25 protein-coding genes, 1 pseudogene and 1 other annotated feature are annotated in these 26,534 nt (G+C 39.2%); of the genes and pseudogenes, 11 read left to right on the top strand and 15 right to left on the bottom strand.

The genetic code is table 11. From position 1 onward, the window contains the following. Positions 1 to 251 precede the first annotated feature (251 nt). Positions 252 to 788, bottom strand: a complete 537-nt coding sequence (locus AMR95_RS06300; protein ID WP_058837871.1) for an LptM family lipoprotein — start codon at positions 786 to 788, stop codon at positions 252 to 254. 245 nt (positions 789 to 1,033) lie between these two features. On the opposite strand from AMR95_RS06300, the gene AMR95_RS06295 reads away from it, so the two are divergent. Further along, positions 1,034 to 1,468, top strand: coding sequence for a hypothetical protein (locus AMR95_RS06295; protein ID WP_058837870.1), 435 nt, complete (start codon positions 1,034 to 1,036; stop codon positions 1,466 to 1,468). A gap of 30 nt (positions 1,469 to 1,498) precedes the next feature. Here the strand turns inward: AMR95_RS06295 and AMR95_RS06290 are convergent, their stop codons facing one another. From AMR95_RS06290 to AMR95_RS06280, 3 genes are all read right to left on the bottom strand, one after another. Continuing rightward, on the bottom strand, positions 1,499 to 1,849 hold the full coding sequence (locus tag AMR95_RS06290) for a DUF4064 domain-containing protein (RefSeq protein WP_025092751.1): 351 nt from the start codon (positions 1,847 to 1,849) through the stop codon (positions 1,499 to 1,501). A 138-nt stretch (positions 1,850 to 1,987) separates the two neighbouring features. Beyond that, the gene (locus AMR95_RS06285; RefSeq protein ID WP_039176883.1) at positions 1,988 to 2,455 is read right to left on the bottom strand and encodes a hypothetical protein; all 468 of its coding nucleotides are present in this window, start codon (positions 2,453 to 2,455) and stop codon (positions 1,988 to 1,990) included. A 125-nt stretch (positions 2,456 to 2,580) separates the two neighbouring features. Then, positions 2,581 to 3,255, bottom strand: a complete 675-nt coding sequence (locus AMR95_RS06280; protein WP_058837869.1) for a hypothetical protein — start codon at positions 3,253 to 3,255, stop codon at positions 2,581 to 2,583. Positions 3,256 to 3,464: 209 nt separating this feature from the next. Here AMR95_RS06280 and AMR95_RS06275 point away from each other — a divergent pair, with 209 nt between their 5' ends. Both AMR95_RS06275 and AMR95_RS06270 read left to right on the top strand, forming a co-directional pair. After that, complete coding sequence (locus tag AMR95_RS06275) at positions 3,465 to 3,833, top strand: RlpA-like double-psi beta-barrel domain-containing protein (protein ID WP_024424478.1); 369 nt, start codon at positions 3,465 to 3,467, stop codon at positions 3,831 to 3,833. 73 nt (positions 3,834 to 3,906) lie between these two features. Continuing rightward, positions 3,907 to 4,956 carry a hypothetical protein gene (locus tag AMR95_RS06270; protein WP_058837868.1) on the top strand — a complete coding sequence of 350 codons (1,050 nt, stop codon included), beginning with the start codon at positions 3,907 to 3,909 and terminating at the stop codon, positions 4,954 to 4,956. Positions 4,957 to 5,169: 213 nt separating this feature from the next. Here the strand turns inward: AMR95_RS06270 and AMR95_RS06265 are convergent, their stop codons facing one another. From AMR95_RS06265 to gabP, 3 genes are all read right to left on the bottom strand, one after another. Further along, positions 5,170 to 5,541, bottom strand: coding sequence for a carboxymuconolactone decarboxylase family protein (locus AMR95_RS06265; RefSeq protein WP_039176890.1), 372 nt, complete (start codon positions 5,539 to 5,541; stop codon positions 5,170 to 5,172). Positions 5,542 to 5,815: 274 nt separating this feature from the next. Then, positions 5,816 to 7,348 (bottom strand): multicopper oxidase family protein, encoded by a 1,533-nt coding sequence (locus AMR95_RS06260; RefSeq protein ID WP_047202824.1) that lies wholly within the window; start codon positions 7,346 to 7,348, stop codon positions 5,816 to 5,818. Positions 7,349 to 7,446: 98 nt separating this feature from the next. Next, a complete protein-coding gene (gene gabP, locus AMR95_RS06255; RefSeq protein WP_039176895.1) occupies positions 7,447 to 8,835 on the bottom strand; it encodes a GABA permease in 1,389 nt (462 codons plus the stop codon). A 481-nt stretch (positions 8,836 to 9,316) separates the two neighbouring features. Here gabP and AMR95_RS06250 point away from each other — a divergent pair, with 481 nt between their 5' ends. The 5 genes from AMR95_RS06250 to guaA all read left to right on the top strand — a co-directional run bounded on the left by AMR95_RS06250 (position 9,317) and on the right by guaA (position 16,410). Further along, complete coding sequence (locus AMR95_RS06250; protein WP_034282879.1) at positions 9,317 to 10,216, top strand: cation diffusion facilitator family transporter; 900 nt, start codon at positions 9,317 to 9,319, stop codon at positions 10,214 to 10,216. Between the two features lie 102 nt (positions 10,217 to 10,318). Beyond that, positions 10,319 to 11,281: an AAA family ATPase gene (locus AMR95_RS06245; protein WP_058837867.1), complete on the top strand. Its 963-nt coding sequence runs from the start codon at positions 10,319 to 10,321 to the stop codon at positions 11,279 to 11,281. 101 nt (positions 11,282 to 11,382) lie between these two features. After that, a complete protein-coding gene (locus AMR95_RS06240) occupies positions 11,383 to 12,468 on the top strand; it encodes a DUF58 domain-containing protein (protein ID WP_231746870.1) in 1,086 nt (361 codons plus the stop codon). A 9-nt stretch (positions 12,469 to 12,477) separates the two neighbouring features. Beyond that, the gene (locus tag AMR95_RS06235) at positions 12,478 to 14,682 is read left to right on the top strand and encodes a DUF4129 domain-containing transglutaminase family protein (protein WP_058837865.1); all 2,205 of its coding nucleotides are present in this window, start codon (positions 12,478 to 12,480) and stop codon (positions 14,680 to 14,682) included. A gap of 186 nt (positions 14,683 to 14,868) precedes the next feature. Continuing rightward, positions 14,869 to 16,410 carry a glutamine-hydrolyzing GMP synthase gene (gene guaA / locus AMR95_RS06230; RefSeq protein WP_039176907.1) on the top strand — a complete coding sequence of 514 codons (1,542 nt, stop codon included), beginning with the start codon at positions 14,869 to 14,871 and terminating at the stop codon, positions 16,408 to 16,410. Between the two features lie 83 nt (positions 16,411 to 16,493). Here guaA and AMR95_RS06225 read toward each other — a convergent pair whose 3' ends face one another. The 4 genes from AMR95_RS06225 to AMR95_RS06210 all read right to left on the bottom strand — a co-directional run bounded on the left by AMR95_RS06225 (position 16,494) and on the right by AMR95_RS06210 (position 21,140). Continuing rightward, positions 16,494 to 16,970, bottom strand: a complete 477-nt coding sequence (locus AMR95_RS06225; RefSeq protein WP_058837864.1) for a YbaK/EbsC family protein — start codon at positions 16,968 to 16,970, stop codon at positions 16,494 to 16,496. Positions 16,971 to 16,988: 18 nt separating this feature from the next. After that, positions 16,989 to 18,044 carry an AraC family transcriptional regulator gene (locus AMR95_RS06220; RefSeq protein ID WP_058837863.1) on the bottom strand — a complete coding sequence of 352 codons (1,056 nt, stop codon included), beginning with the start codon at positions 18,042 to 18,044 and terminating at the stop codon, positions 16,989 to 16,991. Beyond that, positions 18,045 to 19,706, bottom strand: a complete 1,662-nt coding sequence (locus AMR95_RS06215) for a 2-isopropylmalate synthase (protein ID WP_058837862.1) — start codon at positions 19,704 to 19,706, stop codon at positions 18,045 to 18,047. A 56-nt stretch (positions 19,707 to 19,762) separates the two neighbouring features. After that, positions 19,763 to 20,027 (bottom strand) — a binding site (T-box leader). Between the two features lie 225 nt (positions 20,028 to 20,252). Then, positions 20,253 to 21,140, bottom strand: a complete 888-nt coding sequence (locus tag AMR95_RS06210) for a helix-turn-helix domain-containing protein (protein WP_058837861.1) — start codon at positions 21,138 to 21,140, stop codon at positions 20,253 to 20,255. A gap of 130 nt (positions 21,141 to 21,270) precedes the next feature. Here AMR95_RS06210 and AMR95_RS18755 point away from each other — a divergent pair. Next, a pseudogene (locus AMR95_RS18755) lies at positions 21,271 to 21,499 on the top strand (GMP synthase (glutamine-hydrolyzing)); the annotation flags it as partial. Positions 21,500 to 22,172: 673 nt separating this feature from the next. Here AMR95_RS18755 and AMR95_RS06200 read toward each other — a convergent pair. Next, entirely contained in the window at positions 22,173 to 22,646 is a 474-nt protein-coding gene (locus AMR95_RS06200) for a hypothetical protein (protein WP_058837859.1), read from the bottom strand. 62 nt (positions 22,647 to 22,708) lie between these two features. On the opposite strand from AMR95_RS06200, the gene AMR95_RS06195 reads away from it, so the two are divergent. Continuing rightward, positions 22,709 to 23,632: a hypothetical protein gene (locus tag AMR95_RS06195; RefSeq protein ID WP_058837858.1), complete on the top strand. Its 924-nt coding sequence runs from the start codon at positions 22,709 to 22,711 to the stop codon at positions 23,630 to 23,632. Positions 23,633 to 23,743: 111 nt separating this feature from the next. Here the strand turns inward: AMR95_RS06195 and AMR95_RS06190 are convergent, their stop codons facing one another. Then, a complete protein-coding gene (locus AMR95_RS06190) occupies positions 23,744 to 24,325 on the bottom strand; it encodes a GNAT family N-acetyltransferase (RefSeq protein WP_058837857.1) in 582 nt (193 codons plus the stop codon). Positions 24,326 to 24,456: 131 nt separating this feature from the next. Between AMR95_RS06190 and AMR95_RS06185 the strand changes: the two genes are divergently transcribed. Continuing rightward, positions 24,457 to 25,026: a hypothetical protein gene (locus AMR95_RS06185; RefSeq protein WP_058837856.1), complete on the top strand. Its 570-nt coding sequence runs from the start codon at positions 24,457 to 24,459 to the stop codon at positions 25,024 to 25,026. 45 nt (positions 25,027 to 25,071) lie between these two features. Here the strand turns inward: AMR95_RS06185 and AMR95_RS19360 are convergent, their stop codons facing one another. Both AMR95_RS19360 and AMR95_RS06175 read right to left on the bottom strand, forming a co-directional pair. Then, complete coding sequence (locus AMR95_RS19360) at positions 25,072 to 25,245, bottom strand: hypothetical protein (RefSeq protein WP_058837855.1); 174 nt, start codon at positions 25,243 to 25,245, stop codon at positions 25,072 to 25,074. 57 nt (positions 25,246 to 25,302) lie between these two features. Continuing rightward, positions 25,303 to 26,487, bottom strand: coding sequence for an MFS transporter (locus AMR95_RS06175; protein WP_058837854.1), 1,185 nt, complete (start codon positions 26,485 to 26,487; stop codon positions 25,303 to 25,305). Positions 26,488 to 26,534: the final 47 nt, after the last annotated feature.

Genomic DNA, 26,534 nt, shown 5'->3' with positions numbered 1-26,534 from the left:
TGGGTGGCGATTATTGTTGCACTAGCCGTCGTGTTTGGATTGTTTGGATCGAAGAAGCGTGATAAATAATGAAAGAATTAACCCCCACTTTCAAATAGGAGTAGGGGTTTTTTTGTTAAGTGGAAAGCATTTGCTGAGTTTTAAAAGGAGATCGTGATTTTCTAAGGACCGTATGCATAAAGCATATCCTCTTCACAGAAGCCGTTATCAAATAAAAAAAGCCCTCATCATTCAAGGGCATTAGTGAAAGTTTATTTTACTTTAACTGTGAATGTCACGTCTTTACTATTCATGTAATCGTCAGTTGTGACATTTCCAAATTTCAGCTTTAATTCTTTGATGTTTTTAATGTTGATCTCTTTGCCTTCAGGAGCTAAGAATTGAATAACACCATCCTGTTTAACGCCACCTTCAACTTCGCCACCGATATCACCATCAGTCATAAACATATTCGCATCTAATTGCATGCTTCCCGCTACAGCTTTACCTTGATCTGGATAGAAGTTTAGAACTTTATCTGTCGTATTTTCGATATTCATTCCAACATTGATTCTATCCTTCATAATTTTAATTTCACCAAGGTTTACTTTCATTCCTTGAGCAGTTGTTTTGTGTTTGCTCGCATTTATTTTCTTTGAACCATCATCTTTTTTGTTTTTTGATTGTGTTTTTGTGCTTGTAGACTCTTTTTCTTTAGATGCACCTGTAGACACATCTTCTGTTGAGCCGCAAGCAGCCAGTGTAAATATTAGCCCTAAAGCTAAAAATAAAGCATAGAATTTCTTCAAAATGAAAGTCCCCTTTTGTTTAATTTATATAAGCATCTTGTGCTTACACATTGACCATGACTATTATAATAGGATAAAAGTACTTTAAAATCAACAAAAAATGATAAAAATAGAAAATAATTGTTTTAGAGTGTTTTTTTATAAACCGGTTAGCTTAAAATTACATAAAATCCACTTCTTGTGACTTAAATCGAACTTGAATTTCCTTATAATAGAATTATTATAAGGGATTGGGAGTGATTGAGATGGATGGTTCGTCAATCAAGACGGTTAATAGAGAGGATCAACATGAATTCTTGTTTCTGAATATATCCTCAAATACAGTTGGGGCTCTTTCAAAGGAATCTGCTGAGAGGATTCTAAGGGGGAGGGATACCGATGAAATACACCAATTGATGTATGTTCCTATTGAAAATCATGAAGACCTCAAATGGCTCATCCACTCTTTGCATAAAGCCATCATGGATGAAAAAGATGTACGTGTCGCTCTTGAATTGGCTGATCTGCTCTATTTCTTTGTTGTCCCTGCTTACAAAGAAGAATTGATGAGCCGGGAAGATTTGTCACACATGATGAATGACATTCTATTTATGTTGGATCTTTGGACAGATGAAAACATAATAGAGTTAGTTGATGCCATTCAATATGAATTACAAAAAGTAGAGAGAAAAGGCTTGTAGAGCAATCTCTACAAGCTTTATTCTCTATTTTTATGCAGTTGTGTTATTGACGACAGGCTCTTTTCTAAACACGCCCATGCAGCCTGCAATGATGATTAATACAGCTGGAAGGATGAAGAACATAGAAATAGAAATAATGCCACCTACAGCAGATACTAATAATAGAATTCCACCAAGCTTTGCTTTTTTCTTTACAATGACAGATGAGACAATGGCAAGAATAGAGAAAAGCATTGCTGCCCAGCCTAATCCTGTAATTTCACTGGTGCCTGAATCGCTAAATGCTGCATCGATTCCTCCGAAAGCAAGAGCGAACATTGCGCCGAAAAATCCAAAAATACCTCCAATTAAACCTAAAACAAATTCTGTCGTTCTTTTCATAATACTTTCCTCCGATATGTAAATAAGAATTATTGGTACTTAAGAACCAACACAATCTTACTAATCGGCATTTCTTTCATAATGTTAATAGTTTTGTTAAAAAAAAGAAGAAAATCCATAAAGGATTTTCTTGTCCAGTTATTGGGCTCTTTCCCAAGTAATTTTTGTCTCATTTGTTTTTTTCGTTCCCTTTGCCAGCACTTTGCCGTTTTCTTGTTTCACGGTGATGTTTAGGTCATAAAAGGAATAGAGGGCGCCGAGGCTGTCGTTTTCTGGTTTATGAAGATTGTTTTCTTTTTCGGTTGATGCTCCAATGGCAAGCGTCTTGGCAAAGTTTAAACCGATGACTTCAGCGTAATCACTATTGGTATCAGATGAAGCCGTTACGTTTAAAGAAATGATTTTTTTCTTTTGATCAACGGTGATGTCAGTGTCTTTGATGAGTTTAGACTGCTCCATCACTTCTTTCGTTTCCTTTTGAATGCGTTCATTAATTGTTGGAAGTGCCTTCGTTTCTGTTTTTTGTTCTTTCGTCGTATTTGAGCAAGCTGCTAGAATGCAGAGACTTGCAACTAGACTCATGAAAACAAGTAGACTTTTTTTCACGTTCGATCTCCTTTTTTCTTCGAAGTATGTATGCTTATGTTACCACGAATCCTTGTTTTGATTAAAAGAGAAGTGTTGATAAGCTGTGAACAATAAAAAGCACCCTCTATCGGGTGCTTTATTTCTTATTGTGCTGAAAGGCTTGTACTTAATGGAATAGAAGAAATAACAGTGAATTTAGGAGTGGCAGCACCAGATTCTAAATTTTTACGTAAAAGCGATGATTTGATTGACCCATCCCATTTTTTATAGACACTTCCTGATGTATTTGCTCGAAGCTGTACATTTGAGAAGCTTGCTTGTGAATAGCTGTTTGTTCCATTATCCTGTACGCCGTGTACCATTTTGACAACATCAAGGTTTTTCAGACGGCTAGGGTTGTAAACAGGCTGCTTATAACGCAGTTTTCCATTGACGTATAGTGACACTGTACCATCACCGTTGTTGATGAGCTTTAAGTTGACGCGTGCGCCATCTTTAATACTTGAATCGTATTCGCTGTTCCAGTATTTACTGCCGCCTTGTGAGCCGCTGCCTAGAAAGACCTTATAGCCAGAAGACGTTTTTGAAATACCGCTCTCTACAACGGCAGAGCCGAGACCGAGATACCAGTCCGCATAGCCGTTTTTAATGGTGGCTGTTTTCGGCAGGACAATATCGGCAGAGATACCTGACCATTTGGCTTCATCCGTTTGTGTCACAATGGCGCCGTGACGAGGACTAGCCGCTGAGGCAGGAAGGCTTGAAAACATCAATACGAAGGCCAAGCTTACAATCAAAACAGTGAACCACTTTTTCATGAAAATTCCCCCTTAAATTTGATTCACCTTCATTATATAAAATGAAAGAGGGGAGCTACTTACAATGTTCTAGCTGATTTTGGCAGTATTTATGAACTTAATCGGTCATAAAGTGGTCAACTTGTATTTGAATTGTAATGTGTCTGTAAAATAACTGGGTTCATCTTCATGTATAATGAGTGCAGAAACCAAAAACGGAGGATTTCTTAATGAATAAAAAGCTTATCACGACAATCGTAACAGTAGCTAGTTTATTTTTAGCATTCAGTTTCTCACATGGAGCAAGTGCAAAAAAAGTAAGCGGCAATATTACTTGGTATAATGGTGTCGGTAAAAAAGGCGCAGATGGAAAAAAACTCGGTCATTGGGATGCAGCAACTAAAATGGGCTTTGACGTACCGAAAAAAGGTACAAAACTAAGAGTGACAACAAAAGCGAAACCACATAAAGTGATTACAGTATATAAATATGATGTAGGCAGAATGCCAAATGCTGTACTAGACGTAAGTCCAAAAGCATTCAAAGCACTTGGGTATAAAACAAGTAAAGGTGTCGTAAAAGGGCATTACACTTATTAATACATAGGCATGCAAAGAAGCGGGAAAAGTTCATTTTCTGGCTTCTTTTCTTGTAGAGAGGGTCTGAAAGGCAATGAAAAAATCAACATGGTGGATCATCACAGTCATTGGCGTCGCAGTGATTGCGGCAGTTATTTTCTTCATGATGAAGCCGGGGCAAGAGGCAAAACATGCAGGGAAAGTTAAAACAAACCAAGATGCAAAAGACGAATTGCTCGTTTCATTTACAGATCAAAAGTTAAACAATACTTATTACTTGCATGATCGGGCACTTCATACGGAGAAACTGACAGCATATCCTTCGATTGCTTATGATTCTACGAAACAGGTTTTATATTACACGTATACAGATGAAGATACGCAAAAGGTGAGTATTAAGGAATTAAAGGTGAAATCTGAAGAAGAAAAAACACTGTTTACGAGTGATGATTCCATCGACAGTATGAGGCTGTCTGGTGATGGGAAGAAGTTATTTCTTAGGTATAACAAGGATTCTGGAGAGCAATTTTATGTCGCGTCTTTTGATTTGAAAACACACAAAATGAAGGAGCTGTATCCAGAAAAAAGCAAGGACGATACGGTGAGTTCTTTTGCATATGATCCGACTTCAAATGATTTGGCGATCCAGCATTATTCTTTAAAAGAAGATTATCAAAAAACCGATGAAGCGAATGAAAAGGGCAGAGATCCTGAACCAACAACCATGAAGATCACCCTTCAAACAGGTGAGAAGGGGAAACGCATTGCACGCATCTCACAAACGATCAATGATATTTCATTTTCTCCAGATCATAAGAAATTGATTTATACAGAAGTAAAGGTTCGTAAAGAAAAAGAAACATCCTCTATTAAGATGCTTGATGTAGAAACAGGAAAAACGACGACACTCGTTAAAAACAGTCAGGATGTTCATATTTTAAGTGCTGCACAGCCGCAATTTTCTACGGACGGGTCATCTGTTTATTTCTTAGGTGTTGCAAAAAATGCAAAAGAATTAAAGGATGACACTGGACGAAAGGCGAAGGTAAGAACGATTTTTGAATACAATATGAAGAAGAAAACAGTGGAAGCCGCTTGGGAGAAGGATGGCGGAATCATTAACAATTTCACTGTCAATCGATAAAGGAAACGTTCAGTTATTTATATAACTGGACGTTTTTTATTTTGTCACTTGAAATGCTGGAGAAATGGTGAATTTATAGGAAGAAGATCAGCTTTTAAACAGTGATACGGGTGCTATTTTCATATTTTGCTTATGTGACAGACGAAAAGAAAAAGAGTAATATGAGTGAACACAAAAAAACGAGAGGACTGATGACATCTCGTTTTCTCTGTTTTATTTGTTTTCATCTAATAAGTTTTGAAAGATAAACAGGGCATTAATGGAGTGAGGGAAGCCAGCAACCTTTGTACAGTGTTTAATAATCTCCATAATCTCTATGACAGAAAGTCCAATATGTAATGCTTGTTCAAAATGAGTCTTTAAGTCTTCATCACAATCGCCTTTTGTGATGAGGGAAGATAATGTGCTGATGGCCTTTTGTTTTTCATCTAATATGAAGTGGTTAAATTCTTTTTGTTCACTGAGTTCAATGGTTAGTTGTTCAATGTTTGACCGAATGCTCTCGTTCTCATGAATTGAAAGCTTCTCTCTGTTACCTGCCGCTGTTTCTTGTTTGACCTGGCAAGTTTCTTTTTCTTCATTCAAATTGAACTCCTCCGTTTGTTATCGCAATTTTCCATTTGTTCGTTCATTATGGCTTATGTGCCTTTTGATAGATGTAATGGGTATATAGTAGTATTATCGGTTTGCTGCGTCAACTTTTTAAGTGTGTAATGCTCCTCAAAGGAATGATTCATGTGATTTATTTTTCCATTTTGAAATGAATCATAAAAGGGCTAATGAATAGAGTCCGTTAGCCCCTTTGTAATCAGCAGTTTCATAAGAGTTCTACGCATTTAGCGGAAGAGTGGTTTCATTTTTAATGAATGATATCCATCGGCCTCATCATGTCATAATCTTCGTGCTCTAAAATATGACAATGCCACACATATCGGCCGGTATATGGAACAAATCGAGCAACGATCCGAATGACTTCACCTGCATGCGCCTGAATGGTGTCCTTGTAGCCTTGTTCATGTAAAGGAGGTGCTTCGTTTGGTCCTGTATACACAATTTCTCCTGTCGATTGATAGACTTCTGTATCAAACGGCCTTCTGTCTAATACCCTAAATTGAACAAGATGCAAATGAATGGGGTGTGTACCCCTGGTTGGATTGACGATGGACCAAACCTCTAGACTGCCAAGACGAGGATTTTCCGTGACAGGGTCATTCCAAAAGTGGTTATCGAGCAATAGAATAGGGCGGCCGTATTTATCCTGTGTGCCGGTAAGTGTGAGTGTACGCTCTCGATCAGCTCGACTTGGCCGAAGCGGTGGCAGCGGTTTGAAAATCGGACGTAATGTTTTAGGTACCCTTCCTTTTAGCGGACGTGTAACTTTGAATTGCATAATGTTCGCATCTGTTTCAGGATTCACATCCTGTCCGCAGCCGGCTGTATTTTTGAGAGTGATCGTTTTGTTTTCGTAAGCTGAAAAGTCGATGATGACATCGAAACGTTCAGCAGGCGCGATGCTAAATGATTGATGGCGAACGGGTCTTGGCAAAAATCCCCCATCGGAACCAATTTGCATGATTGTAGCGTCGTTATCTAGATGCAGCTCATAAGTTCTAGTATTGGACGCATTTAAAATACGAAAACGGTATTTTCGCGGCTCTACTTCTAAATACGGCCATACTTTTCCATTGACTAAGATCGTTTCTCCACAAAAAAAGGGCACGATGGATGGGTCTGGAATGTCACTGTCCTCTGGTGTGTTGTTTGGTCTGCTAGGATAAAATAGTGAGCCATCCTCTTGAAACGTACGGTCCATAATCATTAAAGGAATGTCATAGTCATCTTTCGGAAGCTCTAAGGACTTTTCAAATGCATCTGAGATCAAATAAAACCCAGCTAAACCGGCGTACACATTTAGTCGTGTCAATGCCATCGCATGATCGTGATACCACAATGTGCAGGCTTGCTGATGATTTGGGTATACGTAAGTCTCTCTTTCAAAAAAAGGACCGGTTGCTTCAAAGTCCCGTGAAAACCAGGCCTCTGGGTAGCCGTCACTGCTTGCTGGCGTGACACCGCCATGCAGATGAACGACTGTTTTGACTTCTGGTTCATCGTGATGCCCAGGATGAATGGTGTGATCGACAGGGAGGAAATGTTTCAATGGCAATTTGTTCATCCATTTCACTTTGACCTTTTCATTTCGATTGGCTTTAATGGTTGGACCAGGCAAACTGCCATTATAGGTCCATAACTTGGTTGGGGGCAGGTCTCTATGAACTTTTAAGAATACCTCCTCCATAGCAATTTCATAATACGTTTGTCTTGGGTTCTTTTTGACGGGCTCCGCGACTTCTGGAATTGGAAGCTCGTCAACAAATTTTTCTAGGTTCATGTTGACTAATCCTCACTTAAATACAATTTGATACAGTATAAGTGCGGACATCCAAATAGGTGAATAAAATAAAAAAACCCGCTTTTCAGCGGGATAAATTAAGGGTGTTTATTTTCAAGCGCCGCATTTGCAGGCACTTTTTTATTCGGTTTAAAGATAAAATAAGCAGCCAGTACGCTAAAGGTAATGATACTCGTCAAAATGAGCTGTGGCCGCATGGATTCGATAAACAGCATCGATGCCAAGATGGCGCAAATGACCAAAATGGTAAAGTACGTGAGGTATGGGAACAGCCACATTTTGATTTTGAGCTGTTCTGGATTTTCTTTTTCGATTTTACGGCGCATTCTTAATTGTGAAACAGCGATGACCAAGTAGACAAGAAGGGCAATGGCGCCAGATGCATTGACTAAGAACAAAAAGATGGTTTCAGGATAAAAATAGTTCATCATGACAGCAATGTAGGAAAAGAAGGTACCTGCGACTGTAGCCGCTACAGGAACACCACGTTTGCTGATTTTCATAAAGCGTTTCGGTGCTTCGCCTCTTTCTGCTAATGAATAAAGCATTCTGGACGTTGTGTACAATCCGGAGTTTAAACAAGATAGAACAGCTGTTAAGACAATAACGTTCATGACTTGAGCGGCTGATGGAACACCGATGTATTCTAATACCGCAACGAACGGGCTTGTTAAAATACTTGCGGAATTCCACGGAAGCAAGGTGACAACGACAGCAATTGATCCGACATAGAATACGATAATACGCCATACAACAGAGCGTGTGGCTGTCGTCACAGATTTGACTGGGTCTGCTGATTCACCAGCCGCTATGGCCACAATCTCCGTTCCCATGAAGGAAAAGATGACGACAACGATTCCGAGTAACACAGAGCTGAATCCATTTGGAAGGAAACCGCCGTTCCCTGTGAGATTGGCAAGTCCTGAAGTATGATGACCGCCAAAACCAAAGATAAATGCAAAACCAATGAGTAGAAAGAGAATGATGCTGACGACTTTAATCAATGAAAACCAATATTCAAATTCGCCAAAAGATTTAACAGAAAAGATATTTGTTAATGTTAAGAGGATTGTGAGGATAAGACTTGTGAGCCAAACAGGTGCATCTCCATACCAATATTGAATAATGGCAGCACCAGCAATGGCTTCAATGGCGATGACGATCACCCAGAAGAACCAGTAAAGCCAGCCGATTGTAAAACCGGCCCATGGACCGATAGCATCGCTCGCATATTGTGAGAAAGAACCGCTTGTCGGATAGGCACATGCCATTTCTCCGAGCATTCTCATAATAAAGATCACCAGAAGTCCGGCAAAAGAATAGGAAAGAATGGATCCAGGCCCTGCAGAATGAATGACAGCGCCGCTACCAACAAATAGCCCTGCCCCAATGACCCCAGCAATGGAGATCATCGAAATATGTCTTGTTTTAAGGTTTTTTTGAAGACCGTTTGTCATGTTGGACATTTCTTTACCTCCAAACATTTCTCATGAATAGAGAATTTGTTTTTAGAATATTTTAAATTTTATCACACTGAATTGTCATTCAGCATTGGACAGGTTATCAAACTGACATTTCAAACCTCTTAACATGATGTTAAAAAGTAGAAAGGATTTGAGAGATTATGTTCCCTCTTTTCCTTCGGATGATTCTTAAAATAACATAAAAAAGGGAGTGGGGAAGTTGTGTCACAAAATAAAATTATTCTGATAATTCATCCAAGGAGAGAGATTTGACGATATGTCCATTTCGAAGAGAATTGGAAAAGGTTGATAGGAGTAAGGCTTGAGGTCATTTGACCTTGTAAAAATAAGTTTACTTAGGTCAACACATTTCTATTTATCCTATTTTGCTGACATAAGCGAATCATGTTGCTGTAGACCCACACGGGCTTTGCTTTGTAAGATAAATAATAGAAAAGTGATGTGTGAGGAGGCGCGGTTCGACATGGAGCGCTATAACGAATTAAGACAAGGTGAAACGGGTGCTTGGGTCAGCATCATTGCCTATGTGATCTTATCTGCGGTCAAACTCATTATTGGATATGTGTTTCATTCAGAGGCTCTTTCTGCAGATGGATTGAATAACACGACGGATATTATTGCATCCCTTGCTGTGTTGATTGGGCTGCGTATTTCTCAAAAGCCGCCTGATGAAGATCATCCATACGGTCATTTTAGAGCGGAAAATATTGCGTCTCTTGTGGCTTCCTTTATCATGATGCTTGTTGGGCTTCAGGTTTTGCTGAGTGCAGGGAAGTCGCTCTTCTCATCTGAGCATCAAACGCCGGATATGATCGCGGCTTGGACGGCAGCAGGAAGTGCTGTTGTGATGTACGGTGTGTATATTTATAACCGCAATCTGTCCAAACGGATCAATAGCCAGGCTCTTCATGCGGCAGCTGCTGATAATAAATCAGATGCGTATGTGAGTATTGGAACATTTGTAGGAATTATGGCTTCTCAATTTCAGCTGGCATGGATTGATACGCTTGCAGCGTTTGTCATTGGCTTAATTATTTGTAAAACTGCATGGGAGATTTTCAGAGATGCCTCTCATTCGTTAACAGACGGTTTTCATATCAAAGATATGTCTAAATATAAAGAGACCATTGAAGCAACACCAGGAGTGGGCGATTTAAAGGATATTAAAGCGCGTTATCTTGGAAGTACAGTCCATGTGGATGTAGTGGTTGAGGTCGAGCCCAACTTGAACATTGCAGAAAGCCATGATATTGCAGATGAAATTGAACGCAGAATGAAACAGGAGCATGATATTTTACACTCTCATGTTCATATGGAGCCAGCAAGTGAGCCGAAAGAAGAGAAGAAGTCTTTTCCATCGTGAGAAGGCTTCTTTTTTATACGTGCTGATGTTATATGCAAATGCGTGTTGTATGGTAAAGTTAGACTATATGAAATTTGACAGAAACGTGATAGGAGGATCAGGATGGCATTTGAAGAACCGATGCATTCAGATTTACAAAAAATCGTAGATAACATCAATAAAGTCATGGTTGGGAAAAAAGACATTGCGATATTAAGCCTTGTTGCGATTTTGGCGAAGGGGCATGTGCTGCTAGAGGATGTGCCTGGTGTAGGGAAGACGATGATGGTTCGTGCTTTGGCAAAATCCATTGGTTGTGAGTTTAAGAGAATCCAATTCACTCCTGACCTTTTGCCTTCAGATGTAACAGGCGTGTCGATTTACAATAAAAAGACGAATGAATTTGAATTTAGGCAAGGACCGATCATGGGGCAGATTATTTTAGCTGATGAGATCAACCGGACCTCTCCTAAAACACAATCAGCTTTACTTGAAGCGATGGAGGAAGGCAGTGTCACTGTGGACGGGGAAACGATGCCGCTTGCGGATCCATTTTTCGTCATGGCGACGCAAAATCCAGTTGAATATGAAGGAACTTATCCGCTGCCAGAAGCGCAAATGGACCGGTTTTTATTCAAGCTGCAGATGGGATATCCGACCATGCTCGAGGAGCTGGAGGTGCTCAACTTGCAGGAGAAGCAATCCCCGATTGATACGCTCCAAGCTGTCATGACAAAGGAACATATCCATGCGTTGCAACAGGCTGTTCAAACCATTCATGTGGATGCATCCATTAAAGAATATATTGTTGAAATTGCTCAAGCGACGCGTAAACACCCATCTGTTTATCTAGGTGTGAGTCCAAGGGGATCGATCGCCTTGATGAAAGCGGCACAGGCGTATGCGCTTTTGAATCAGCGCGATTATGTGATTCCTGATGATGTACAGTATTTGGTGCCTTATACATTACCGCATCGTATGATTTTAACATCAGAAGCGACATATGAAGGGAAGAAGGCGGAGACACTGCTGCGACAAATGCTAGAGCAAATTGGCGTGCCAGTTCAAAAGTCGACGACTCAATGAAGTCGCGTCATCGTTTAGCAGTTTCATTATGGTTACGGGTGATGATGCTCATCATTCTCACTGCGGCAGCCTTTTGTTATGCCATGTTTCAGGGAGGGTTTGTGAGCTGGTTCCTTTTTTATGCATTTTTACCATATGCTTTGTATGCATTGCTGTTTGCTCTCGTACCGCTTCGCGCGACAGCCAAGAGAACATTACAGCAAACCCGTTTGAAGGCGGGGGATGTGCTGTCCGTTGACATTGAAATCAAGCGGACACATCCATTTCCGTACGTTTACGTCATGATAGAGGATGCTCCGCCAGACACCTTTCACTTACAGGAACAGATTGAAATGAAGCAAATGCTGTTTCCTTGGTTTCGGAAAACATGGCGATTTTCTTATCAATTGAATGATATTCCGCGGGGAGAGCATCATTTGACAGCGGTTAGAATCAAAACGGGTGATATGTTTGGGTTTGTTGAAAAAGAAATCATCATTCCGCTAGAGAAAAAGCTGCTTGTCTACCCAAAAGTGCTGGATATCCCTGTAGAGCCTGCTGAGTCAGTGAGTGAAAATGGAGGCAAAGCGGTTCACTCGTGGTTAAATGAACCGACCCATGTGACAACAGGCGTACGGGAATACCAGCAAGGAGACCGGTTTGCTTGGGTGGATTGGAAGACGACGGCCAGAAGAGGCCAGCTGATGACGAAGGAATTTGAACAGAATCAAGCAAAGGACCTTGTCGTGTTTGCTGATTTTACTGATCAAGCTGTTTATGAAACAGTTGTCTCTATTACAGCATCTGTTCTTCAAACGGCTGTGAAAAAAGGAGTGCCGTCAGGTCTTGTCCCACTAGGAGATCAGCATGCCTTTCGAGTCGATCAAGGAGAACTTCATTTACAGGACATGCTTTATTATTTAACAAGAGTGCAGCATCAGCCTTCCCGCGCACTAGAATATAAACCGTTAGCAGCGAGTGAGTATCAGCATTCAGGAAAATATGTCGTCACAGGTCAGCTGCAGGAGGAGCTTGCGGCAAGTCTCTTTGGAAATCGAAATAGAAAGAACATCACCGTGCTTTTAGTGAAGAAAGCCGTTGACCGTTTGACGACAAAAGAAAAACAGCTTGCAGACCGGCTCAAGTCTTCTGGAATACGCATCACCCTTTTATTTGAAGACCGGCTGCACGAAAGAACTGTGAGGTGACAAACATTTATGCTGCATACACATCTGCGGCAAAGCCGTTTTGAATTGTTCATCTATTATGCTGTAGCTTTTCTGCTGCTATGGGAGTGGCTTCGTCCACTTCAAGATTTTACAGAGACGAGCCATACGTCTTATTTCATCATTTTTATCGGGCTTACGTGTTTGTTTACGTTCTTTCGTCTGAAGTGGTATGTGACGTTTCCTATTTGTGCTGGACTGATTTTGCTCGCCTTATATTTGATCTTTTATCAATCAGCGCCAGGCTATCCGTCTGCTTTGTTTGCTGATATTAAGGATAATATCACGTTAATGAGCATGGGTATGTGGAGTGACATGTATCCGTCTTTCCGCACATTGTTGTTTTATATTTTGCTGTGGCTGCTTGTCTACTTGCTTCATTATTGGGTGGTCTATCAGCAGCGTATCTTTTTCTTTTTACTGATGACGGTTGTGTATGTCACGATTCTTGATACGTTTACGCCATATGATGCGACCTTTGCGATCGTTCGTATTATGGTATTTGGCTTTTGTTTGCTTGGATTGCTGTATTTCGATCGACTGCGTTCAGCTGAGGGCGTTCGGGTGTCACAGAAAGCGCGTCTAAAGTGGTTTTTCCCCATGCTGGCGCTTGTCCTTCTATCAGCGTCACTCGGTGCTTCTTTGCCAAAGTCTGATCCGAAATGGCCCGATCCTGTCCCGTTTTTTAAGGCGGTCACGAATCAAGATGGAACAGCCGGGCAGAATAAAGTGGGATATAGTGCAGATGATTCGGCGCTTGGCGGACCGTTTAGTGAGGACCGCACACCTGTCTTTAAATGGAGCGGAAAGGAGCCGTCTTACTTTCGTGTAGAAACAAAAAGTATTTACACAGGAAAGGGCTGGGAGGATGCATCAAATGATACGAAGCCTACTCGGCTAAAGGAGGACACTGTGCCGAATCGGTGGTTTACTGAGCGAGTGAAAACAGAGGAGCATGAAACAAGAATCGATATAGAATCGGATTATCCATTTAATCATGCTGTGTATCCTATTGGAACGATCATGCTGACACCAATGGAAAACATTCCGCTGCAAATCATAGGCAAAACGGAGAAAATTGTCCCATCTATGCAAAACCCACCCAAAAATTTAGGGAACTATCAAGTCAGCTTTTTATCTCCTACATTTATCCTAGAGGATTTGCAGAGAATCAAAGTACCGACAAAAAAGCAGGTGAATCAGCAGGTTGGCCGTGAATACTTGCAGCTTCCATCCTCACTCCCAGAGCGTGTGAAAACTTTGGCAAACAGCTTAACGGAAACGAAGGATAATATGTATGATAAAGCGAAAGCGATCGAGGATTATTTAGGATCTGCCAAGTTTTCATATGAAACGCAAAATGTCGCTGTGCCTGGTCGTAATGAAGATTATGTGGATCAATTTTTATTTGATACGATGATTGGCTACTGTGATAATTTTTCAACCTCTATGATCGTGATGCTTCGATCGATCGGGATTCCGGCGAGATGGGTGAAGGGATATACGTCTGGTCAGTTATATGAAACACAAATGGATGGAAACAATGTGTATGAAGTAACCAATAACAATGCGCATTCATGGGTAGAGGTTTATTTTCCAAACAGAGGCTGGGTTACCTTTGAACCGACAAAAGGATTTACAAACCCAGAGACATTTACGAATGAAGCCGTTACAAGCGATCGAACGGATGATCAAAAGGAAGAAGAAAATCAGTCTAGTTCTGATGCAAGTGAAGAAAAGCCGCAAGACCAGCCGCAGCAGCAGGAGACAGAGCAACCGGCACAACCAAAGGAACAAACAGCGAAGGCAAAGCCAAATATGGTGCATGCTGGTTGGGTTGTAGGTTATGCGGCAGGAGCTATTGTCCTGCTTGGATTCATCAGCTGGATGCTTTATCGATTCAGAAAAAGATGGCTGCCATTCTTTATTGTAAGAAAGGTGAAACGTCTGCCGGAGGATGAAGCATTCTTCTATGCATATGCGGCTCTATTAAAGCAGCTAGGGCGCAGGGGAATTGAGAAAAAGCCAGGTATGACGCTAAGAGAATTCGCTTCTTTGATCGATGACAAGGACGGAGATCATGACATGTCAGAGCTGACGCAGCTCTATGAACGTGCGCTTTATCGGCGAGAGGATTCGTCGGCGCTTTGGCAGCAGTCGGCAAAGTTATGGGAAAATTTAATAAACAGGAGATAGTCTTGACCGCGTACCTTCCTGTTGTTAGAATAGGTGAATATTAAAACCTTCTAAAATACATGAAATTGAAGCGTTCGGATGTGAGTCTGGGCGCTTCAAAAGCGTGATTCACACTGAGAGCAGGTTTTCTCCTCTCATTTTTTCTGTGCGTTTATAAAAAACTATATTGGACATAGAGGTGACACCATGACAAATTTAGTAAATGAAATGATTTTGGTTCTCGATTTCGGCAGTCAGTACAATCAGTTGATCACACGCCGTATTCGTGAATTTGGTGTGTACAGTGAGCTTCATCCGCACACTTTAACTGCTGAAGAAATTAAAGAAATGGCGCCTAAAGGAATCATCCTTTCTGGTGGACCAAACAGTGTTTATGATGAAGGATCTTTCCGCTGTGATGAAAAGATTTTTGATCTAGGCATTCCGGTTCTAGGCATTTGCTACGGCATGCAGCTCATGACTCACTATTTAGGCGGGAAAGTAGAAGCGGCAAGCCAGCGTGAATATGGAAAAGCAGATATTCATATTAACGGAACACCTGCTTTATTCAAAGACCTTCCAACGGATCAAGTCGTTTGGATGAGCCATGGTGACCTCGTAGTTGAAGTACCAGAAGGCTTTACAGTCGATGCAACAAGTGCACATTGTCCAAACTCAGCGATGAGCTTAGCTGAGAAGAATTTCTATGGCGTTCAGTTCCACCCAGAGGTTCGTCACTCTGAGTACGGAAATGACCTATTGAAAAACTTTGTCTTCGGTGTGTGTGATTGCGATGGCAAATGGTCAATGGAAAACTTCATTGAAATCGAAATGCAGAAAATCCGTGAAACAGTAGGCGACAAGCAAGTATTGTGCGCACTAAGCGGCGGTGTCGATTCATCTGTTGTGGCAGTATTGATCCACAAAGCCATCGGCGATCAGCTGACATGTATTTTCGTTGACCACGGTCTTCTTCGCAAAGGCGAAGCAGAAGGGGTTATGAAAACATTTAGCGAAGGTTTCAACATGAACGTGATTAAAGTAGATGCAAAAGATCGTTTCTTAAACAAGCTAAAAGGTGTGTCTGATCCTGAGCAAAAACGTAAGATCATCGGTAACGAATTCATCTATGTATTCGATGACGAAGCGGACAAGCTAAAAGGAATCGACTACTTAGCACAAGGAACACTTTACACAGACATCATTGAGAGCGGAACAGCAACGGCACAAACAATCAAATCTCACCACAACGTAGGCGGTCTTCCAGAAGACATGCAATTCGAATTGATTGAGCCACTCAATACGCTATTCAAGGATGAAGTCCGTGCCTTAGGTTCAGAGCTGGGCATTCCTGATGACATCGTCTGGAGACAGCCATTCCCAGGTCCAGGACTAGGTATCCGTGTACTAGGTGAAATTTCAGAAGAAAAACTAGAAATCGTCCGTGAATCGGATGCAATTCTACGCGAAGAAATTGCCAACTTCGGCCTTGAGCGCGACATCTGGCAATACTTCACGGTTCTCCCAGACATCCGCAGCGTAGGTGTTATGGGTGACGCAAGAACATACGACTACACAATCGGCATCCGTGCTGTTACTTCTATTGATGGTATGACGAGTGACTGGGCAAGAATCCCTTGGGATGTACTTGAGAAGATCTCGACTCGTATCGTGAATGAAGTGAAGCATATTAACCGCGTGGTGTATGATATTACGAGTAAGCCGCCTGCTACAATAGAGTGGGAATAGTTATAAAAGAGCTAGAAACCTTTGTGTATCAAGGGTTTCTAGCTCTTTTTTTAATTGCACTTTTTCCTCCTGTCTTCATGTGTTCATTCATCATTCCATCCCTTACACACATCAATCCATTGTGAATAACCGGAGTGTTTTTCTAATTGTTTTATTGTGAGTTCAATAGCACTGTTACTGCTTCCGCAGGCTGGATAGACTGTCTCAAAACGTTTGAGTGAAATATCTAAATAAACAGAAACGCCATTCTTTGTAGCGAAAGGACATACTCCGCCAATTTCATGACCGACCAAGTCAACAACCTCATGAGGAGAAAGCATTTTAGCTTTTGTTTTAAAATATTCCTTGAATTTTTTGTTATCAACTTTTGCATCGCCAGAGGTCACAACTAAAATAGCTTGTCCATTTACTAGAAAGGAGAGTGTTTTTGCGATTCTTTCAGGTTCGCAGCCCAGTGCAGAAGCAGCCAAGTCTACGGTTGCACTAGATACTGAAAATTCTTGAATTCGAGTATCCATATCATATTGTTTAAAATAGTCTTTTACTTGTTTGATTGACATGATCATTTCTCCTCTTTATTATCTATTGTTTAAACGATATTGATGTGGTGTTAGGTGATACTTTTTCTTAAATAAACGAATGAAATGCTCTGCATTTTGATAACCAACGGCTGCCGCAATATGATCTACTTGTAAATGGCTACCAGTGAGCATTTCGCAGGCTTTTTCCAATCTTATTTCTTGTCGAATTTCACGAAATGATTTGCCAAGCTTACGAGCTATATATTTTGACAGATAAGATTGTGAAAGGTTAAATTCCTCTGCCATCTTCTGGATGGTGATATGCTCACAACATTGCTGAATATATTGTAGCATTTGAATCATACGTATATCACTAGATTGTTTGACCTGATTGACGTTCATATGGCTTGATTTGAATCTTAATAAGAGACATAATAATATCTCAAACACATTATTCATAATCAACTGGTAACTAGGGAACCGATTATAATTTTCTGCAAATAGTTGAAGAGAGCAGTCTAGCAAATGTTTATCCAAGTGACTATGGAAAATAAGAATATTTTTATTTTCTTTTATATACAATGCATTCAAAAAGAACTCTGAAATGACATGATTTCCTTTTAACATTTTAAAAAACACTTTTTGAAAAGTACTCTTACGGATCATGATTTGCATGGCGATTGTATTCTCCATTACAATTGGCTTGTGAATTGTGTTAGGTGGAATAAAGGCAATATCTCCTGATTTTAAAGCCATTTTTTTGCCTTCCACTTCTACATACATCTCATTTTCCAGAACATAGATCATCTCAAAGAAATCATGGATAGCCGACAATTGGGGCATAAAGCGGCTATACTTTCTCACTTCGATATCTTTCTCCTGATCTAACCACATAGTATCTTCTTTTTCAAATTCATTCTGCCCATTTAGCAAAAATTCTTCTATATATATATGTTTATGCATTAGACTGTGTTTATCATAATCCTTCAAAAATAATTGCAATGATGTGTTGTCATGCTTTTTCAGTTGGTATTGTTGATAAAAGATTTCTTGTTCGTTATATTCTCTTAAATATTGCATCACTTCATGTTTTTCAAGTTTATCTTTTTCCATCTACATCCAAACCTCTAGTTTATTTACTGCCACCACCAGGGCCTTTACTGTTGCTTCTATAATATCTTTATCAATTCCCGCACCCCAATGCATTTTTCCTTGAGATGAAATTCCAATCTGTGCACAGGCTTTTGCTTCGGAATCCTTGCCCAAAGAATTCTGTTCATAGACTTCCAAAACATACTCGAGATGAAAATATGCTTTTAACGCGTTACTGATGGCATCTAAACTTCCAGTGCCAGTTCCTTGTATGTCAATTTGTTGCTGATCTCTCAGCAAAGTTAAGGTGACTTCCTGCTTATTTCCCTTATTAAATTGATAATCAAGCAGCTGGAAATGAGGGTGAAAATCAACATACTGCTTTTCAAAAACATGATATATTTCTTCGACAGACAATTCCCTATTTGTCTGATCAGATACTTTTTTCGCTGCATATCCCATGGCTTCATTCATTTGATAAGGAAGTTTAATGCCATAATTTGTTTCTAGTATATAGCCTATGCCGCCTTTTCCAGACTGGCTATTGATTCGAATCACATCCGTTTGATAATTCCTCCCCAAGTCAACTGGATCTACTGGGATATACGGAACGTCCCATTTATCAACATTATTTTCTTTTCTATATTTCATCCCTTTAGATATCGCATCTTGATGTGACCCAGAGAATGCGGTGAAAACCATCTCCCCAGAATAGGGCTGCCTCTCAGGAACAGTGATTTTTGTTAGTTTTTCATATTTTTTACGAATAGCTTCTAGGTTATTGAAATTCAATTTTGGATCATAACCTTGTGAATACATATTCATCGCCAAGGTAATCAAGTCAACGTTCCCTGTACGTTCACCGATACCAAATAATGTACCTTCGACTCTTTCTGCGCCAGCCAGAACACCAAATTCTGCATCACTCACCCCAGAGCCACGGTCATTATGAGGATGAACAGATAATGTCACACTGTCTCGGTAAGACAGATTTTTGTGTATATACTCAATCTGACTTGCAAAGATATGAGGCATTGAATATTCAACTGTTGTCGGAATATTGATGATTGCTTTATGAGTTGGTGTCGGTTTCCAAATATCTAAAACACTATTACAAATATCTAACGCATAATCAACTTCTGTTCCTGGAAAGCTTTCTGGACTATATTGAAAATAAATATCACTTGTTGTTTTTTCGGCAAGTTCTTTTACTAAAATAGCTCCATCAATGGCAATTTGTTTAATTTCATCTTTTGTTTTCTTAAATACTTGTCTGCGCTGCGCTTCTGAAGTCGAATTATATAAATGAACAATCGCTTTCGGTACCCCCTTAATGGCTTCGAACGTTCGGCGGATAATATGCTCTCTCGCTTGCGTGATCACCATAATCGTGACATCGTCTGGAATCATATGATGATCAATCAGTGTCCGTAACAGCCTAAACTCCGTATCAGAAGCAGCTGGAAATGCGATTTCAATTTCTTTAAAACCTATCTCTACTAGTAACTGAAACATTTCTAATTTTTCTTCTAAGTTCATAGGAATAGGTAATGCTTGATTACCATCCCGCAAGTCCACACTGCACCATATCGGAGCACTTTCTAGTGTTTCTTTCTTCACCCAATCATAAGTAAGCTTCGGTGGCAAAAAGTATTTCTTTTCGTATTTTTTGTGATTAAACATCATCGATTCCTCCTGTAATTGGAATATAAAAAAAGCCTTTCATCCCCAAGATTTAACTTGGAGACGAAAGACTTCTTCTTACGCGGTACCACCCCTGTTTCATGATAAACAAACATTATCATGCCCTTATTCGGATACAGACTGTTTGATCTTATATCCTTCCCATATAACGGTGGGGTGCCGACCTTAACTACATCAATCCTTTTCATTTCACTAAGGCTACTCTAAGGTGAGTTCCCTGCCTTTTTGTTATTGCTTCTCATCAGCCAGCAACTTTCTGAAAACATTTCGGCAAGTACTATTCCTTATCATCGCATTCTAATTTTTCTGATTTTTTCTATTATACCAAGTTTACAAAAAAGAGATAGGGATAGAGATATCTTTTTTAATTGATTTTTTTTGTCCTCTGATTGCTTATCTTCATTTTTAATCCTCTTCACCAAATAAAAATCCAAGGCCACAAATAAAGGTGAGTGAATTCATAGCGAACAATAAAATCGCACCAATTTTTTTCATGGCAATGAGCCTCCTCTTAAATTCAGTCTGCTAGCCTTCAAAATTTAAATTCACTGGTTCATCCTCTAAATCATCCACAGCGTTTTGTTCTGTCACTGGCACACTTTCATCTACCGTTTTAAAACTAAGTTCGTCCATCCAAATGTGACCTTGACCATGTAGTAATATGCCAAACGCAATCACTTCACTTTTTACTGGAACATCTAGAACTACACTAAAATGATTCCAGCCGTTTGTTCCTGTAATGGGACGGTTCATCATATTGTCAAACGCAAGAACTTCACCTGAAGAATGATCAATTCTCATCCATAAACCAGCTGAACCTTTCACATCTTCGCTTTTGACAAAAGCAGAAAATTGAAGGCGTTCTCCTCGGTAACGATCAGACTTAATTTGCTGCATCAATGTCGCGAATCCTCGTGCTTTTTCATCCTTTGATTTCAGGTAAGCAGAGATAGTACCACTGTGTACAACTCTGTTATCCAAACCTGTTTCATAATCAGATGGTGTTTCTCCCGTCATAATCCAGCCAGTAGGGGTGTTCTTATTTGCAGCCATATTCGTTTCCTCCTTATCAATGACATTCCTTAGTAATCTCCGATAACGTGCGGGTGACATATCATAGATCTTCTTAAAGGCTCTAGTGAAGGATTCCTGTGAACCAAAACGATACTGCAATGCGATATCAATCGCCCTTTGGTCCGTATGGATTAAATCCTTCGCCGCTTGGGTCATCCGTCGTTCCCTTATATAATCCACAACTGATTTCTTAATCACTCTTTTGAACATACGGTGAAAGTGAAACCTAGAATAACCAGCGTGTTTCGCTAGAGTTTGAAGCGGTAAATCATCTTTCAGATGCTGTTCAATATAATTCAATGTTTCTTGAATCGTTTTCTCATGTTCTTGATAGGACAACCGAGCACCTCCTTGCCTTACGAGTTTAGTATAGCGGAAATGCTTTTTAGGAAACTTGACTTTTTGTGCTGTGTTGTAATTTTAAAACAAATCTTTTGCTCTAGCTTCGGGACTAGGTGAAATTTCTTAAGAAAAACTAGAAATCGTCCGGCAATCGGATGCGATTCATTATCTTAAGACTTGAGCGCGAAATTTAATAATACTTCACTGTTCTTACATACGTCCGCAGCGTAGTCGTTATGGGATACTCAAGAATATACGACTACTGCATCCATGCTGTTACCTATATTGATGATATGACAAGTGACTGGATAAGAATCCATTGGCACCTGCTTGAGAAGATCTCAACTCGTATTTTGATTGGAGAATATCATACGTTTCATAGCTTGATAGACTAGCCATGAACAAAGATGAGGCTTTGATAGTTTTGGCTATTTGTTGGAGAAATATCCTAGTTGTGTTGGCATGGTTATCAATCTTGCGGCTTGAAACTTATGTAAAAATTTCTGTTTTTGCCGGATTTAAGAGGAAAAGAATACTTGAAAGAACCAACAAAGACAGAGCGACAGCTTAGAAGAAGGGGGGAGTGCTCAGACGAAGAAAATCTAAACCCACTAATACAGTTAGGCATTGGATTGATGAAGTTAAGAAAGGAACTATATCGCAACCTATCTATACCTTTGAAATAGCTGAAGTAAGTCTTACAACCTTTCAGCATTTGAAAAAGTATAGGGAGGCATATGGTGTGAACGGGATTGAAATAAATGACAATGAAGAAGAGAAACTATATTTAAGAAACAAAGGAGGGCAATACCTAATTTGTAAGTAATCCCTCCAATAGTATGGTGCTCAATAATAACTTCCGTAGCTTCTTTGGCGATATTGTGATTGGTTGAGAGCATGTATTATTTCGATTGAACAGAAAGGAAAGTGTTATTTCTGTTTACTTTAACTTCTTAAAATTTATTAATTAGAGATGTTTGTTTTAAGATATTTATTATGTTTTAAGAGCTAAGAGAATATATTAGATATTTAGTTGTTCTTATTTCTCTCTTCTTTTATTATTTCTTTCAGGTCTTTTATTTCTTTTTTATAATCTTCTAATATATCTATTAATTCGTTATATTCATTCTCTCTATCTTCGAGGTTTTTTTTATTTTTTTTAAGAAAGGCATGTTCTTCGAGATATTGTTTAGCTCCAAGAATACCAATTACAATTGCTAGTCCATAAACAGTAAAAAAATTATTTAATGGTTGCAATAGTTTATTTAAATAGTCAGTATGAGGCAAGACAGATATTGAGAAAACAGCTACAAATAAAGGTAAAATGGAGTGCACTCTGTTAAGTTTTAAAAAATTAGATAAATCCACTAATATAAATGCTAGTGCTGAAACAGTGACAGCTAAAACTAAATTGGAATTCTCTAAGAATCCTGGTATAAAACATCCTATTATTAATGAAATAGCTAGTAAAATTACGAATATCTGAGAATTAGAATCTTTCAATCTGTTCACTTCCTGTAAATAGTAGTATAGTTATATTATACACATTAAGAAGGGAAAGGCTTATGACAATTATAAATACAATATTAGAGAAAATGGAGAAGAATGTTGTAGAAGTACCTGTTAATAGGAAATATTGGTTGGTACGAACAGAGAGTGGTTTTTATTATGATGATTTTATTAAACAAGGTAAAATATCAGTAGGGTGGAATGAATTTTCTAATAAATCTTTCTTTTTGGATAAAAAAGCTAGTGACATTCAAAAAGACCTAATTGCAAAAGCATACCCAAATGTAAAGCAGCCTTCAAGAATTTATAATCAAATAAGAAAATTTATTTTTGAATTAAAAATTGGTGATGTAGTTATGATTCCAGATGAAAACTCCAAAACCATAAGTTTTGGAGTAATTAAATCTGACTATTATTGCAAAGAAAACGCTAGTAAGGATGAGTTTATAAAATCTAGAGATGTCGAGTGGATTAAGTCTATAGCTAGAAAAAACTTAGACCCATATCTATATAAGATGATGCATGCTCACCAAACTATTAATAGTGCTAATGCTTACAAATATGCTCATTATATTGATAGGTCTATGTATTCTTTGTTTAATAAAGGTGAGAAATGTTACTTAAATATTAAGATTGGTAGAAGAGGAAATCTTCCAGCCTATGATTTATCAAGGTACTTAGAATCTGTTTTAAAAGCTATAGAACTTACTAATGATATTAAATTTAATGGCTATGAAAATGATTATCACCAATTGGAAGATTTGGATATTAAAGTTAATGTTCAATCTCGAGGATGGTCTTTATTTAGCGGTTCTAAAAAACTGATTACTAAGTTTGCAGTTGTTTCTAATGCTGCTCTTTATGAAGATATTGATGATTTAATATCTGATGAATCAACTAGGGTTAGAAAGGAAAAAATACAAGAGATTAAAGATGGAATGAAAAGAGCAAATGCTGATTTTCCTGAGGATTTGAAATAAAATTAAGATAACATTATTCGGATGGAAATTCTATAAACAAGGGGCTAGTTAATCCTTAAAGAAAGGATTAACTAGTCTTTTAAGTATATTATAATTTTATATTGTATTGACTTAAGAATTCGATTTCCTGTTGTAATCCTTCTTCAAAATCGCATACATAAACACATCATCAAACCCATTCTGACCAAGATCATAATCCCTTAATAAACCCTCTCGAACAAAATTAAAATTCTCCAATAATTGAACAGAGGACGTATTTGCTGGATCAATAATCGCTTCAATCCGATTCAGGTTCATTTCCTGAAACCCATATCGTAACACCGCAGCAATCGCTTCCTTCATAATGCCTTTTCTCCAATGATCCTGATGCAATTCATAGCCAATTTCCGTGCGGCAGTGCTGTTTTTCCAAGTTAAGAAATCCACAACTGCCGATGATCGCAGGATCTTCTTTTAAAGAAATACCCCAGCGGATGCCTGTTTGTTCTTTGAAGATGTTGTGATACCAATTGATTTCTCCTCTTGTGTCTTCAATCATTTTATGAGCATCAATTCCCATGTAGCGGCACACGGTTTCATTGGATAAATAGATGTGCATATCCTCAGCGTCTTCGATCGTCGCTTGTTTTAAGATTAGTCTTTCGGTATGTATGGTTGGAAATGATTGCGGGAATATCAGTTCACGTCTAGTCATATTTTTCTCCTTGTGCAATTTTATTTAAATTATACCTGTACTGGTCGATTTTGTGTAATGCTTTGGTGTAATATGAGAATATGATTGTGGGAATAATTCACAAACGAATTCGATAAAAGAGGATAATTGAAATGGGCATTTTTCTAATTATGATCGTCATCGTGATGATCATCGTATCTTTAGCGATCTATTTGTTTAAAAAGGGAATCATCCATTCTAAAGTGTTAGTGATTGTAGGTTCTGTTTTAGGAGGAACCGCACTATTTGTTTGGGTGGCTATGTTTTTTAATTTTCACTCTGTATCTTTAATAAATGAATCGCTAGGTCATTTTAAGATCGGTGAAAAATTTGAGGGAGATCATACTTTTGCGGAGAATACTCAATTCTCTCATTCTAAACAGAGGGTCTATATGGAAAAAGAAAATCAAGATTTTGTAGTATCAGTTGATCAACATCATCGAGTTACATCTATTTACAATCAGTCAAAACAGAAAAATCTTCAAACATCTAAGGGAGTTAGAATAGGAGAAGATTATTCATCTGTGATACAAACATATGGAGAGCAATTCAAAAAGCTCTGGTTTGTCGAAGGGTATAGCAAAGGTATACAATATCAAGATCAATCAAACGGTATCATTCTAGAGTTCTTTTTCAATGACAATAAACTAGCACTCATTGAACTTCGTAGTAAGCGGAAATAAAAAAGTAGAAAGTAAAAACAAGCATTTTAATTGAAATGCTTGTTTTTATGTTGCTTTTCCATAACATGCCTTACAATAAAAAACCCCTTCATTCCTCAGCCAAGCCTTTACCTCTGTCATTCCACGTCTCTTTGGATAGATGAGCTTGACGTACACTTCTTCGTTACCTTCTATCTTCTTCTGACAGCTAGCACACGCGGGTTCTTCGAATAGAAACAAGTAAAAAACCCCTTTTTAACTCAGTTTCTTCCATCATACCAAAAATTGAAATGTTTTCTATTGGTTTTCCTGTGTCTTTAGTTGGGCACGTTCGTGTAAATAAAAAGAATACCGAATCAACATCAACGCCACAAAACTAGCTATCCCACCAATCCAACTTAAATTCGTTACATTTGTATACTGAATAATCACGCCGCCCATAGACGATCCGAGCATCATGCCGATGTTCATAATCGCTGTATTAAAGCTCAGCACGGTTTCTGATGCTTGTGGTTTAAGGGAGATTAGATAAAACTGCTTCGCTGGTGTTGTTGTCCATGTAGCGATGCCCCAAATGGCAAGCGTGATCAAGACGCTAATTGTAGAGAATTGCGTAAAGAATAAGGTAAAGAGAGCGAACATCTGAATCGTGATGCTGATCGAGATCGTTCGGTTTGGTCCCCATTGATCGACGGCGAAGCCGCCAAAGCGTGAGCCAATAAAAGCAGAAATTCCTAAAACGAGCAAGGCCATGCTTGTCATTTCAAGAGAAAAGCCGGCGGTCTGTCGTAATAATGGGGAGATATAAGCAAAGACCATCGTGTAGCCTAAGATCCAAAAGACGGTTGTTGCTAGGCCGCTGATTACCCTGCGGTCCTGAAGAATGTGTAATTGCTGCTTTAATGGCAGATGAGAATGTCCCTCTATGCGTGGCAACAATTGATAAAGAAGCAAGAAGAGACAAGCCGTAGCTAGTGCAATGATGAGAAAAATATAGTGCCAATCCACTTGACCTGATAGAAATGTTCCAATCGGCACACCAAGTACGAGTGAAACGGTGAATCCAGTGATGACCGTCGCCATTGCACTTCCCTTTTTTTCTGGCGGGGCGATCTGCGCTGCATAATTCGTGGCAACGACAATATATAAGCCGCCGCTCATGGCCATGATGACACGAGATAGCAGGAGCAGCACAAAATGATGGCTGAAAAAGGCGAGCAAATTGCCTAAAATAAACACAAAAATAGCCGCTAACAAAACCTTTTTTCGGTTCAGTTTCGACGTTGCCATGACTAAAAAGAGAGCGCCTACTGCATAAAAAAGAGAATAGACGGTGATGAGCTGTCCGGCAGCAGGAATGGAGATGTGTAAATCGACAGCAATGATATCTAGAATGCCTGACACGACGAATTCTGACGTACCTGTGACAAATGAACCGACAGCTAAAAGAACAATCAATAGCTGATGAGATGTGTTTTTCATTTTGAACCCTTCCTTCATGTTGATACGTTGTCTTTAGTTTAAATTCC

The sequence above is a fragment of the Bacillus sp. G1(2015b) genome (assembly GCF_001482475.1).
Lineage (GTDB): Bacteria > Bacillota > Bacilli > Bacillales > Bacillaceae > Bacillus > Bacillus safensis.
The sequence above is the reverse complement of the archived record's forward strand: the minus strand, read 5'-3'. Positions and strand labels throughout refer to the sequence as shown.